Source organism: Nitrosospira sp. NpAV (assembly GCF_000832065.1).
GTDB lineage: Bacteria > Pseudomonadota > Gammaproteobacteria > Burkholderiales > Nitrosomonadaceae > Nitrosospira.
The window spans coordinates 50,090-63,130 of the sequence record NZ_JXQM01000006.1 but is presented as its reverse complement, the minus strand read 5'-3'; the positions used below and the strand labels follow the sequence as shown (position 1 = coordinate 63,130).

At 51.7% G+C, this 13,041-nt stretch carries 10 protein-coding genes; 9 read left to right on the top strand and 1 reads right to left on the bottom strand.

What is annotated here, in order from left to right:
- Window positions 1–8: 8 nt before the first annotated feature.
- Window positions 9–1,715, top strand: coding sequence for a putative porin (locus SQ11_RS04665; protein ID WP_041513000.1), 1,707 nt, complete (start codon window positions 9–11; stop codon window positions 1,713–1,715).
- A gap of 158 nt (window positions 1,716–1,873) precedes the next feature.
- A complete protein-coding gene (locus SQ11_RS04660; RefSeq protein ID WP_041512999.1) occupies window positions 1,874–2,527 on the top strand; it encodes a hypothetical protein in 654 nt (217 codons plus the stop codon).
- A gap of 228 nt (window positions 2,528–2,755) precedes the next feature.
- Here the strand turns inward: SQ11_RS04660 and SQ11_RS17170 are convergent, their stop codons facing one another.
- Window positions 2,756–3,019, bottom strand: coding sequence for a hypothetical protein (locus tag SQ11_RS17170; RefSeq protein ID WP_156972410.1), 264 nt, complete (start codon window positions 3,017–3,019; stop codon window positions 2,756–2,758).
- Window positions 3,020–3,748: 729 nt separating this feature from the next.
- Here SQ11_RS17170 and SQ11_RS04655 point away from each other — a divergent pair.
- The 7 genes from SQ11_RS04655 to SQ11_RS04625 all read left to right on the top strand — a co-directional run bounded on the left by SQ11_RS04655 (window position 3,749) and on the right by SQ11_RS04625 (window position 12,773).
- Window positions 3,749–4,312 (top strand): aminodeoxychorismate/anthranilate synthase component II, encoded by a 564-nt coding sequence (locus tag SQ11_RS04655; protein ID WP_041512998.1) that lies wholly within the window; start codon window positions 3,749–3,751, stop codon window positions 4,310–4,312.
- Window positions 4,313–4,389: 77 nt separating this feature from the next.
- Window positions 4,390–5,421, top strand: coding sequence for an anthranilate phosphoribosyltransferase (gene trpD, locus SQ11_RS04650; protein ID WP_041512997.1), 1,032 nt, complete (start codon window positions 4,390–4,392; stop codon window positions 5,419–5,421).
- Between the two features lie 2 nt (window positions 5,422–5,423).
- Window positions 5,424–6,257 carry an indole-3-glycerol phosphate synthase TrpC gene (gene trpC / locus SQ11_RS04645; RefSeq protein WP_041512996.1) on the top strand — a complete coding sequence of 278 codons (834 nt, stop codon included), beginning with the start codon at window positions 5,424–5,426 and terminating at the stop codon, window positions 6,255–6,257.
- Window positions 6,258–6,510: 253 nt separating this feature from the next.
- The gene (locus SQ11_RS04640; RefSeq protein ID WP_041512995.1) at window positions 6,511–7,761 is read left to right on the top strand and encodes a porin; all 1,251 of its coding nucleotides are present in this window, start codon (window positions 6,511–6,513) and stop codon (window positions 7,759–7,761) included.
- A gap of 332 nt (window positions 7,762–8,093) precedes the next feature.
- Window positions 8,094–9,203, top strand: coding sequence for an adenosyl-hopene transferase HpnH (hpnH, locus tag SQ11_RS04635; RefSeq protein ID WP_041512994.1), 1,110 nt, complete (start codon window positions 8,094–8,096; stop codon window positions 9,201–9,203).
- 42 nt (window positions 9,204–9,245) lie between these two features.
- Window positions 9,246–10,067, top strand: a complete 822-nt coding sequence (locus SQ11_RS04630; protein WP_232297895.1) for an HpnM family protein — start codon at window positions 9,246–9,248, stop codon at window positions 10,065–10,067.
- A 48-nt stretch (window positions 10,068–10,115) separates the two neighbouring features.
- Window positions 10,116–12,773 carry an MMPL family transporter gene (locus SQ11_RS04625; protein WP_041512993.1) on the top strand — a complete coding sequence of 886 codons (2,658 nt, stop codon included), beginning with the start codon at window positions 10,116–10,118 and terminating at the stop codon, window positions 12,771–12,773.
- Window positions 12,774–13,041: the final 268 nt, after the last annotated feature.

Here is a 13,041-nt window from a genome sequence, read left to right as displayed (position 1 = left end):
AAACTATAATGAATATCCGTTTGATACTTACCCTTGTCGCCATGACAGCAATATTTGCCGGTGGCGCGCACGCAAAGACCGATGAGCGGGAGAAAGTCGAAGTTCTGTATGAAACCACGTTGAATCTGATCCGGTTACTGGTTGAGCAAGGCGTGATCAAGCAGGAAGTGGCCGATGAAATGATTAAAAAAGCGGAGCTGAAGGCCAAGGCTTCACGGCAGCAAGCACAGGAAAAGGCCACGCAGCCGGAAGCCGGTGAAGTGAAAAAAGGCGAAGTGCGGGTCCCTTACATACCCGAACATGTGAAGAAGGAAATTCGCGATCAATTGCGCCAGGAAGTGGTGGGGCAGGCCAAGCAGGAGCGCTGGGGCGATGTGAATGCCATTCCCGAGTGGACCAGCCGCTTTACGATGGAAGGAGATATGCGGCTGCGCGAACAAGCTGATTTTTACGCCGACACCAACGCTCCCGCGGCCAATTTCCGGGCGAACGGCCAGAATATCGACAATACCACCGAAGACAGCTATCACCGGGAACGGGCGCGCTTCCGCCTCGGCATCAACGCCAACGTCACCCGTGGGGTGGATCTTGGGTTGCGCTTGACTACCGGGAATATCAATGATCCGGTGCTTACCGGGAATTTGCTGGGCCCCCCACCGATATCCATAGGATCACCGACCTCCACCCTGCAGACATTTGGAACCTTTAACAGCAAATTCGCCCTGGTGCTGGATCAGGTTTATCTCAAACTTACACCCTTTAACTGGCTTACTGTCAGTGGCGGACGTTTTCCTAATCCTTTCTTCGTGGGCACTGTCGGGAATATCTACACAGGAACACTCAGGAGCGGGCCACATACCGTACCCACGGCCGGGGTCGTGCATACCGATCTATTATGGGACGTCGATCTGAACTTTGAAGGACTGGCGATCAATCTCCACCCCTGGTTGAAAGAAGAAGGCAGGACTGTCAAGCCGTTCCTCAATGCCGGGATATTTCCATTGCAGCAAATCAATCAAAGCGAGACCGTCAAGGCCAAGGACAAATGGTTCTTCGGGGCACAGGCCGGATTGGAGTGGGCACCCGAGAATACCGATACCAAGTTCAGGGTGGGAGCCGCTTATTATGACTATCGCAATATTGCCGGTGTCCGCAACCCGAACTTTGGCGATACCCTGTTCAATCAGAGTGCCCCGCTTTTCCGGCAAAAAGGCAACAGCCTTTTCAACATTGACAATGATGGGGATCCCACCACCAATCTATGGGCTTTGGCGGCGGATTACCGGATCGCCAACGTGACCATGGTGGCCGACTACTCCAAATTCAAGCCCATCCATGTTATCGCCACCATGGACTATGCGCGCAACGTGGGTTACGACGAGCATAAAATTTTCGCTCGCAGCGGTCAGGACATCAAGCCGCAAGTCGATGCTTATCAGTTGCGCCTGACTGTGGGTTACCCGGTGATCACCGAGCGGCACCAGTGGCAGGTTTTCGGGTTTTATCGCCGCTCCGAGCGGGATTCGATGCTGGATGCCTTCACTGATTCCAACTATCTGCTTGGCGGTACTAACCACAAAGGCTACACGCTCCATGCCCTGTATGGTGTGGCGCACAACACCTGGCTTGGTCTGCGCTACAACTCATACGATCAAGTCAGCGGCCTGCCCTTGTCCATCGATTCGGTCAATCTGGACCTGAATGCCCGCTTCTGATTTTGAGCGGAACTGCAGCTGCGGGTTTGCGGTTGACAAGAAAGCAGGAGAAACGAAAGGGATGCTTACTAGATATCGTGGTACCGGATCAACGCCCAAGCCGTTCGCTGTGGAAGTCATCAATTGGATAAAACTCCGTTGAAAATTGAAAGCTTTCTATGAATAGTCGTAAGAAAATGATTTTGCGATGGTTGTGCCAAGGGAGCGTCGCCATATTTCTGGCGGGCGCCTTGTCCCCCGGTTCCCTGGCCGCGAGCGCTGCCACCAACAAGGATCAAAAAAAAGAGCGGCAGGCGTTACGCCGCATGCAGCAGCAATTGGACGAGGTACAACAGCAGAAATCGGCGTTGGATCAGGAAAAAACCATGCTGGAAGAAACACTGAAAAAATCCAGTAACGAAACGGAATCCCACAAGCGATCCGCGGCAAGCGCTGCGGCCAAAGCATCCCGGCTTGAACAGGATATCGAAGCCGCGAGAAAAGAAGCAGTCGAATTGCGTACCCAGCTTGATGAAGCGGGCAAACGGAATGAAGAACTGTCCGGTCAACGCAAACAATTGGAACAGGATCTGAAGAATACGACAACTGCCCTTACAAAACAGAATGACCAAACGAAACTTTGCGAAACGCATAACGGCGAGCTTTATCGGATAAGCCGGGAACTGGCCGATTGGTATATCAACAAAGGGGCCATGAACGCCATCCTGGAGGCGGAGCCCTTTACGGCGATGAAGCGTGTCGAAATGGAAAACCTGCTGGAAACCTATCGGGACAAGATCGAGGGTCAGCGTCTCGAGCGTTCCATCAATTAAGGATGCCCCGGGTAATCCCGCGTGCCTTATCCATGGGGCGATCGATCATCATTTTCCTTGCTCGCACGATGTCGATGGCGGACTCACAGCCATAGAGATTCGCGCCTGGAATTTCCCTGCCACAATGGTCCGGCGCAATTGCGCCGCATACTATTTATTTTTGGGCTTGGCTACCGGCTGTAGCGTGCTGTTCGAAAGAAAGCAACGGAGATAGCGTGCCCTGGGTGGTCAGTTTGATGCTTTTAAATCATCAGATAAGAGGAGACGAATGGCGGCCACTGTGTTCTCTACACCAATGTCGAAATACTCTGAAATATTTGAGTCCAAACGTTCCACTCGAATAAGTTCTATTTCTTTCTCAAAATCATTTCGCAAGTTTTCCCGTTTATCGGTTGACAACGAATTTATAAAGCAAATCAGTAAACAAAGCATAGCGAAATTTTCGCCTTTTGCTTCACTCAGTTTTGCCGAGGTGTTCTTTAAGGTTTCCAAGTGGTCCCTCTCTACAATGAGCTCATCTAAAAGCTTAGCAACTATGCGATTAGTTTCTACAGGTCGAAGTGGTGGGTGCTATTGACTTCAAACCACAGTGTTTAAAAAGCCACCGTGGGAATTATAGAGGGTGAATTCTGACGTTAAGATGACAAAATTATTACGAATCTGTAATGTTCGGGGAAGGGCTGTACACCACCCATATGTGATGTGGAGAATGCTTCGCGAAGCCGAAGGGTAGAGCCTTGCTTGTCCGTCGGATAAAACTATGATCTACGGTTAGGGCGAAAAGAAAGGCCGCAGGCCGTGCCTTTGCCGATGACGCTCTGTATACGGTGATATTACCACTATGCAAGCTGATAATCGATTTGTAGGATCGGGATAAATACTCCCGTCTACTCAAGGTGAATTGCCCCCGATTCTTGCGGATTGAACGATAGAGAAAGTCGATCACTAGAAATGACAGAAATGCGTCATCCAAGACCGGTAACTGTCATTCATCCCATGGATAAACTGATTATGGAGATTGAGCGATAAGTATTTCTCGTATGCACAGCATCCAGCACAGAGGGCAATAGTGGGGGGTTGATACTTCTGGTATATTCTAAAATTAACTAGGAGATAATGACGTATTTAGGTTTGGTCAAAGTCAGTGGTGTCTGAAAAAGCGAGGTATCGAGACCCTGATATCAGCTTCTTGACTAGTAAAATCAAATAGATAACTGTGATATGCTGTTAATGATCGATAATTACGATTCCTTTACCTACAACCTGGTCCAATATTTTGGCGAGTTGGGTGAAGAGGTAGTGGTGTTTCGCAACGATGAGATTACGCCTGATGAAGTCGCGCGGTTGAAGCCCGCACGCATTGTCATTTCCCCCGGACCTTGCACGCCCAGTAAAGCGGGGATATCGGTACCGCTAATTGAACTCTACAATAGCCAGGTCCCCATATTAGGGGTTTGCCTTGGTCATCAAAGCATAGGTCAGGCTTTTGGCGGAAAAATTGTTCATGCCAAGAAACTCATGCATGGCAAAACTTCGCCCATTTTCCACAATAGCACAGGCATGTTCCGGAACCTGCCAAATCCGTTTACAGCCACGCGCTATCATTCTCTCGTCATTGAACGCGAGAGTCTTCCGGATTGCCTGGAAATTACCGCCTGGACGGAAGATGGCGAAATCATGGGCATACGCCATAGGACCCTGGCGGTCGAAGGCTTGCAATTTCACCCGGAATCCATTCTGACCGAGCACGGACACAAATTGCTTGAAAATTTTTTGAATCAGTGAATAGCCATGTCCCCGCGCCTTGCCGTGTCTCCCAAAAACAGACCAATCCACGCAGTCCAGCTGCTGGATTTGGGATCATGAGTCCTCAGGAAGCGCTGACGCGCATCATTGAGCATCGCGAAATCTTTCATGACGAGATGCTTTCGCTCATGCGTCAGATCATGCGCGGAGAGCTGTCGCCAGGGCTGATCGCCGCCATCCTTACCGGACTGCGGGTGAAGAAAGAAACCATCGGCGAGATTGCCGCCGCCGCGCAAGTGATGCGTGAATTCGCCACCCGGGTTGAGGTGGCGGATCGTCGGTACCTGGTGGATACCTGCGGAACTGGTGGAGATGCGGCGCATACTTTCAACATTTCCACCACCGCCGCTTTCGTTGCCGCGGCTGCCGGCGCACGGGTCGCGAAACATGGCGGGCGCTCGGTATCCAGCAAGTCGGGAAGTGCGGATGTACTTGAAGCCCTAGGCGTCAACCTTGATCAGACGCCGGAGCAAATAGCGGAAGACATTGGGGAAATCGGTCTCGGTTTCATGTTTGCTCCCAATTTTCACAGCGCCATGAAATATGCCGCGCCGGTGCGGCGCGAGCTGGGCGTACGTACCCTGTTCAACATCCTGGGCCCATTGACCAATCCAGCCGGGGCGAAGAATCAAGTCCTGGGTGTATTTCACCCAGATCTTGTCGGTATCCTCGCGCGGGTGCTGCAGCGCCTGGGTAGTGATCATGTGATGGTTGTCCATGGCGGGCATGGAGAAGGCGGGCTGGATGAAATCACGATAGCGGGAGAAACCCGGATTGGCGAACTCAGACACGGCAAAGTGACCGAATACAGCATCAAACCGGAGGATTTCGGTTTGAGGACTGCCGCGATCGAAACGATACAAGTGCAAGACAGTGCACAATCCAGGGAGATGTTGATATCGGTGCTGGATAATCAACCAGGCCCCGCGCTTGATATTGTGCTGCTCAATGCGGGGGCGGCGATTTATGTTGCGGATGTGGCGGAATCGCTGGCGCAAGGTTTGGAAAAAGCTCGCACCGCGATAGAAACCGGAGCGGCCAAAGCAAAGTTGCGGGAACTGGTCGAATTATCAAGTCGGGTAGCTTGACAATGCCTAATATCCTGCAAGAGATCCTGACTGTCAAAGCACGGGAAATTGTCGCGGCAAAGGCAGTCAAATCCTTATCCGCATTGCGTCAGGAAGCCGAGACGGCCTCCCCGCCGCGTAATTTCACGGCAGCGATTCGCGCCAGGATTGCTGCCGGCCGGCCCGCGGTCATTGCGGAAATCAAGAAGGCCAGTCCTAGCAGGGGCGTGCTGCGCGAGCATTTCGATCCTGCCGTGATCGCGGCCAGTTATGCGTTGCATGGCGCGGCCTGCCTGTCGGTGCTGACTGATGCGCAATTTTTTGGCGGGAACGCAGAATACCTCAAGCAGGCCCGGGCGGCATGCGATCTACCGGTATTGCGCAAGGATTTCATGCTGGAAGAATATCAGGTGGTTGAGGCGCGAGCCATGGGAGCGGACTGTATCCTGATCATCGTCGCGGCGTTCTGTATGCCATCCGCTTCGACCGGAGAATGCAGGACGAAGAAAGAAATTCTTGCGGAAATGCGCAAACTGGAATCACTTGCCCAAGCGCTGGGTATGGCGGTACTGATTGAAGTTCACGACGGGGAGGAACTGGAACTTGCGCTATGCTTGAATTCCCCGCTGATCGGCATCAACAATCGCAACCTGCGCACTTTCGAAACACGCCTGGATACTACGCTGCAATTGCTTGACCGTATCCCGCGGACGCATATCGTGGTCACCGAAAGCGGAATTCTCGCGCCGGCCGATGTTATGTTGATGCGCGCTCATCAAGTCGACGCTTTCCTGGTGGGTGAAGCCTTCATGCGCGCGGATAATCCGGGGGTTGAGCTGGCGCGATTATTCGGATAAAGTGTAGCGAACCAAGGCCTTCCTTTTTAAGGCAGGCGCTGGAATTGCGGCATAATCGATTTTGTTGCAAAAAAGCAACACAAGTTTCACGCGTATTCGGAAAGTTTCTTGATTTCCTTGCTACACGTTGTTGCTTTAGGCACAATCTCTCTCAACCTTCTCACTTTGAGAGGTCCAAGTAGCGGGACGCACTCCACCGAAATAGGGTCGGTGAGATGGCCCCACCGTTTCAACTTTAAAGGAGATTTTCCACATGAAAAAGAAACTGATTGCACTGGCTGTCGCTGGGGCACTCGCAGCCCCGGTGGTTGCATCCGCTCAGGGGACGAATGTTACGATATTTGGCCGGGTGCAAGCTGAATACAGTCTCGTTGACTTTGCGGGCCAGCCCAGCCAGGGAGCGCTGCAGGACAATTCCCGTTCGTCACGTTGGGGACTGCACATTACCGAGGATCTGGGCAATGGATTCAAAGCTAATGCCCGTATGGAAATGGGTCTGAACGCGGGAGCGGGTTCGGCCACTACTCCTCGCGAGCAGTGGGTGGGACTTTCCAGCAATCAATGGGGCGATGTCAAATTCGGCCGTGTCCAGTCTCCGTTCAAGGACTTCGCTGGCGGTATGACGATTGATCCGTTTGCCTACACTACCCTGCAAGCCAACGGCGCCGGTGGTACCATGTCCGGAGGCGCCAACGGCTTGGGTTCAGGCGCAAATGGTTTTGTTAACAGTGCTATCCGTTACGATTCCGCAAACATAGAAGGCTTCACCTTTGCAGCTTTGCTGATGCCCGGTGACGCAAATTCTCTCAATCCGCTTCAAACCGGCGGCATTGGAGCCAGTTTTCTTCCCGGCGGCTTGGGTAGCCAAGGCAACACCGGCGGCCAGAATGGTGAATTTGACGGTCAAGCCGCAGCCAAATACCATGTAGATTATATGGGTATGGGTTTTGACATATTCGGCGGTTACTCCAGAGACAATGCCAACAATCAGCAAAAAGGTCTGGGTCTCAGAACTGAAGAAGTATGGCGAGTCGGCGCTTCCTGGGCCTATGAAAACTTCAAGCTCAGCGGGCAGTATGAAAACATCAACAACGCCATTGGTTCCGCAACCTGTACCACCGCTGCTTCCCTAACAGCCAATCCCCTTGACACAGGTCTCGTTTCGGGACAGTGTAATTCCGCAATGAACTGGGGCGCGGACGGCAATATCTGGCACGCGGGCGCTCAATACAAATGGGGCAGCACCACCCTCGTGGCACAAGGCGGTATGACCAAAGCTCATGCAGGCGGCATCAATAATTCAGCGGCACGCAGTGCCGACAGCTTTACGGTGGGCGCTATCCACAATCTGAGCAAACGTACCAGTGTTTTTGGTGGCTATCAGCACGTATATGTGGATAATCCAAACACCGCGGCGGCAAATAACTTTGGCGGCATTAACGCGCCTAATTATGCGACCGGCAGCCGTGCTACCTATACGATTGGTGTTCGTCACAACTTTTAATCAAGTAAGGTCAGTTAAAATGGGGCGCTTCGGCGCCCCATTTTTTTGCTCGGATTTGCGATGGAAGAATCCTACATCTTCTGCGGGAATTTTTTCGAACCCAGTCTCAAACAACGCTTGGATATTAACCCTAAAGCGGCTGTGTGTTTAGTTTATGGACCATCCATGCTACTATACGGATGCAATAAAAATGTCACCAGGAAGAAGCAAAAACGATAGATGAGATTACCCACAGGGTAGTAAGAAATCTTTGCGGCTTCCAGAATAATAAAGAAAGATGGGTTCTGAGCGGATATCAGTCAGTTAATTGAAGTTTTTTGGAGGATTTACTCATGGGAGTTCCTTTACGTCAGCAGATAGCTGTGGGTAGTTATCTGCTCAAGCAAAAGTTGAAAGGAGTAAAAAAATATCCTTTGGTTCTGATGCTGGAACCTTTGTTTCGCTGTAACCTGGCCTGTGCGGGTTGCGGCAAAATCGATTACCCTGAAGATGTTCTTGATCAGCGTCTTTCATTTGAGCAATGCATGCAGGCCGTTGATGAATGCGGTGCGCCGATGGTATCAATTCCTGGCGGCGAACCCCTGATACACAAGGAAATGCCACAAATTATTGCAGGGATTATTGCCCGAAAGAAGTATGTTTATCTCTGCACGAATGCGCTTTTGTTGAAAAAAAGGATTGATGACTATACCCCATCCCCCTATCTGACTTTTTCCATTCATTTGGATGGCATGAAAGAGAGGCATGATGCCTCGGTCTGCCAGGATGGTGTTTTTGATCGGGCGGTTGAGGCAATCAAATTGTGTGTGGCAAGAGGATTTAGGGTCACCGTAAACTGTACCCTGTTTCAGGGTGAAACCCCGGATGATGTCGCCGAATTTCTGGATTACGCCATGGAATTGGGTATTGAGGGTGCAACCATTGCACCAGGGTTCAGCTATGAACGCGCGCCGAAGCAGGATATCTTTATCAAGGGACAGGATACCAAGAAGCTATTCCGGGGTATTTTTGAAATCGGCAAGAAGCGTAACTGGAAATTGAATCATTCCAAGCTTTATCTTGATTTTCTGGCCGGCAATCAGGATTATGCCTGCACCCCATGGGGTAATCCGACGCGCAACATATTCGGCTGGCAAAAACCCTGCTATTTATTACCGGACGAGGGATACGCGACCAGTTTTAAGGAACTGCTGGATGACACACCCTGGGAAAAATACGGTAACAGCAGCAATCCAAAATGCGCGCAATGCATGGCCCATTGCGGTTACGAAGCGACTGCCGTTGAAGATACCTTGCAGCATCCGCTCAAGGCATTGCTGGCCTCGCTCAGAGGTCCAAGAACGACAGGTCCGATGGTGGCCGAGCCCACGCCGAAATGGGTAACCGAGGAATTGAAAGCTCGCAAGACGATTGGTGGAATTCCTGTCAGGATGGAGCGGTAAAGATAGTCAAGCGGTCGAAGCGTATTGGCATGGAGCATTCGCATGAGCTTCGATGGTGCGCCGGCGCCATCGAAGCTCGCAAGTTATTGGGAGCCTGCAATCCAGGCATCCGATGACAGGGGCAGGTACGCGACGGTATCTGTCATGGGTCCACTAGCTATCGGCAATGACATGGACTTCGGCGCTACGTTACGGCGCGCGGTTAGCTCACTTGCGGTAAAGGTAGTCAATATGAAAGTCCTGCGTGTAATCAAATCTGTGTGGCAACTCCATGTAATAATGGTGGTCATGTTTGTATTTACGCCTCAATCCTGGGCTGAAACTGCAAACTCCAGTAGTCCGGAACAGATCGTAAGCCGCCTGCACGAAGCTCTTATCAAAGCAATGCACGAGGGTGCGAAACTGGGTTATCGAGGCCGCCTGGACCTTCTGGCCCCCGTCATCAATCAAACTCACGATCTCGATTTTATCGCACGTACCACCTTGGGACCCAACTGGACTCAGTTAGATGCCAGTCAGCAACATACCTTTACGGACGTTTTTCGGAAGCTTAGCATTGGTACTTATGCGGGATGGTTTAAAAGTCACGAAGGCGAGCGTTTTGAAATTGTGGAACAACAGGCCATGCCGCGGGATCAAGTAATGGTGCGCAGCAAGCTCGTTCCGTTGAAGGGCGAGTCTGTGCGCTTCGACTACATTCTGCGCCAGGGTAACGAGGGGTGGCGCATTGTCAATATCTTGGCCGACGGTGTCAGTGATCTGGCACTCAAGCGCGTAGAGTATCGTGCCATTCTTCAGCGTGATGGTTTCCAGACCCTCATTGACATGCTCAAGAAAAAGATCGCCCTGACTGAAGAAGAATAAAAAATCAGGCAACACCAAGGGCAGATCGCTCCAAATTCTTCCTGAAGGATGACTATTCCCGCCAAAGCTTCTAACAGCCGCATCTACGATATTTTCGCGCGCTGGTCCACTATCTCCTACCGTTACGGTGCCTGGATTCTTGTGGGAGCATTGTTGACTGCCATGGCATGCAGCGTCTATGTTTCGCGCAATCTTGGCATGAATACCGATACCACAGATATGCTCTCCGAGCACCTGCCGTTTCGTGTCAACATAAAGCACTACAATAAAACTTTTCCGCAGGACATGGAAACACTGTTGGTGGTGTTGGATGCGCCCACACCTGAGCAGGCCTACATAGCGGCAGACCGTCTCGCAGCACGTTTAAAAGAGGACACCACGAATTTTCATGATGTCTATCCTCCAAGCGTGAATGATTTCTTCGCGCGTAATGGCTTGCTCTATCAAAGTCTCGCAGAGCTGGAACAGATTACTGACAGCTTGGCCGCGGCGCAGCCGCTGATTGCCCATATTGCCGGCGACCCCACCCTGCCTGCCTTTCTCTCTGTACTCACCGGCGCCGTGGACGAACTGCGCAAGGGACGCAGCATGGATCTTCAGCCTGTGCTCAGTGGGTTGAGTACCACTCTGGATGCACGGCTCGCGGGTTCACCCAGGGTATTGTCATGGCAGTCCCTGTTCCATGGGGAACCCCAGAAAAGCAAATACCAAGAGCTGATCGTAGTAAAACCGAGGCTGGATTACACCCTGATGTTTCCGGCCGAACAATCCATCGCGGCGCTGCACGCCGCCGCGAAAGATACCGGCGTAACGGAGAATGGGCCAGTGCGGTTGCGTATTACCGGCGAGGTAGCGCTAGCCGAAGAAGAGCTCAACAGTTCGCTTCGCGGAATGGAATACGCCGGGATGATTACATTTATCCTGGTGGCGGTCGTACTTTATTTCGCGATGCGTACCGCCGGATTGATACTCAACGTACTGCTTTGTCTGACAATGGGCCTGATTCTCACCGCGGCCTTCGCCACTGCGATAGTCGGCCACCTAAACCTGATTTCCATTGCTTTTGCGGTGTTATACATTGGTTTAGGAGCAGATTTTGCAATCCACTTTCTGCTGCGATATCGCGAGGTTCTGGAAGGTGGCCTTCCGTCGATAGAGGCCGCACATATATCTGGCGGGGATGCCGGCGCCGCATTGACTGCGTGTACCATCACCAATGCCATAGGGTTCTACGCGTTCATGCCTACCGATTATAGCGGAGTAGCGGAGCTGGGAATCATCTCCGGTACCGGCATGATTATCAGTCTGCTGGTTACCCTTACCTTGGGCCCTGCCCTGCTACGTTGCCTGCCAAAACGGCTGCAAACACCGTCCCTTAAGAAGGGTTCTGTCGGGAAAGTACTCGAATTTTCCTTAAAATGGCACAAATTGACCTATGCTGCTACGGCAGTGGCAGCCATTGGGGCTATTGCCCTGCTGCCTCAGGTAAGATTCGACTACAATTTACTGAATATGCAAGATCAAACCGGAGAAGCGGTGCGCACTTTCCGGGAGCTTCTTGTGGATGCCGACCATTCACCCTGGCATGCGGTTGTGCTGGCTAACGATCAGAAGGAAACGGAACGCTTGGCCCAGCGACTGGCCGAGCTTCCTGAAGTGAACAAGGTGGCCACGATCCTCGATTTTGTGCCGACGGAGCAGGAGGAAAAACTCCAGCTTATCGAGGAAATGGCACTTACGATTGGCCCGATCTCGGTTTCAAACAAGGCGCGAGCTATCGGGGAAGACGCCTCACTGCGGCAGCGAAAAGCGCTTGATGAACTGGCCGTTGCATTAGATCGATTCATGGCGGAGCGACCTGGTCATCCTGCGTCCGGAACCATACGCATCCTCAAAGCGTCTCTGGACTCGCTGTTTGCTAAACTCGATGCGGCCAGCGCAGACGAAAAACGTAAACTGCTACATGCCGTCGAGGAAGATCTGCTTACGACGCTGCCCGCTGCCTTGCGGAGTCTGCACACTGCCACGGAAGCCGTTCCATTTAAAGAACAAGATCTCCCCGAATCACTGGGTGGACGCTGGCATAGCCAGTCGGGCGAATACCGGCTGGCAGTGTACCCCACGGAAGATCTCAATGACAATGAGGCATTGCGGCGTTTTGTACGCGCGGTCCAGGAAGTGGCGCCAAATGCAACTGGGGCGCCCATGGTAAGTCTTGAGGCAGGCGAAGCCGTTGTGCAGGCATTCGTTCAGGCGTTCTTGCTGGCGCTACTTGGAATTATCGTCGCGCTGCTGATAATATTGCGCAGTATGAAGTACATGTTGTTAGTGCTGACCCCGCTTTTGTTGTCCAGTTTATTCACTGCCGCATTCACTATTCTATTGGATGTCCCATTCAACTTCGCCAATATTATCGCCCTGCCATTATTGCTGGGTCTTGGTATCGACAGCAGCTTACATATGGTGCACCGAAGCCTGAACAATGAAATGGTGAGCGAAGTTTTGATTCACACCAGCACCGCACGGGCCATTTTTTATAGCGCTCTGACTGCCCTGGTGGATTTCGCGAGTCTTATGCTTTCATCGCACCAGGGTACCGCCAGTATCGGAATAATGCTGACTGTGGGACTGACTTTTACTTTGATCTGTACGCTCGTTATACTCCCTGCGATACTGCGCACTCCCGTCCGGAGTACCAAATTCTAATCTGCCACATAGGCGACAGGAAATATGCCTGCCTTGTATATGAGCCTCTTCAGCGTGTCGCATACACGAGGCATGACCCGAACGTGTCATAAGTTGCCGCCCGCCCTCGCGGGTCTTGTTTGTATGGAAGTTTTTGTTCAATCAGACGTATGCGAATATGAATAACTACGTCGTCTCTTTTTCAAAACTTTCATACAAAACAAAATTCTGCGTTATTATCATACGAATTTAAGAAACATCCGGGACAGAAAGTTATACGCCAATTTGA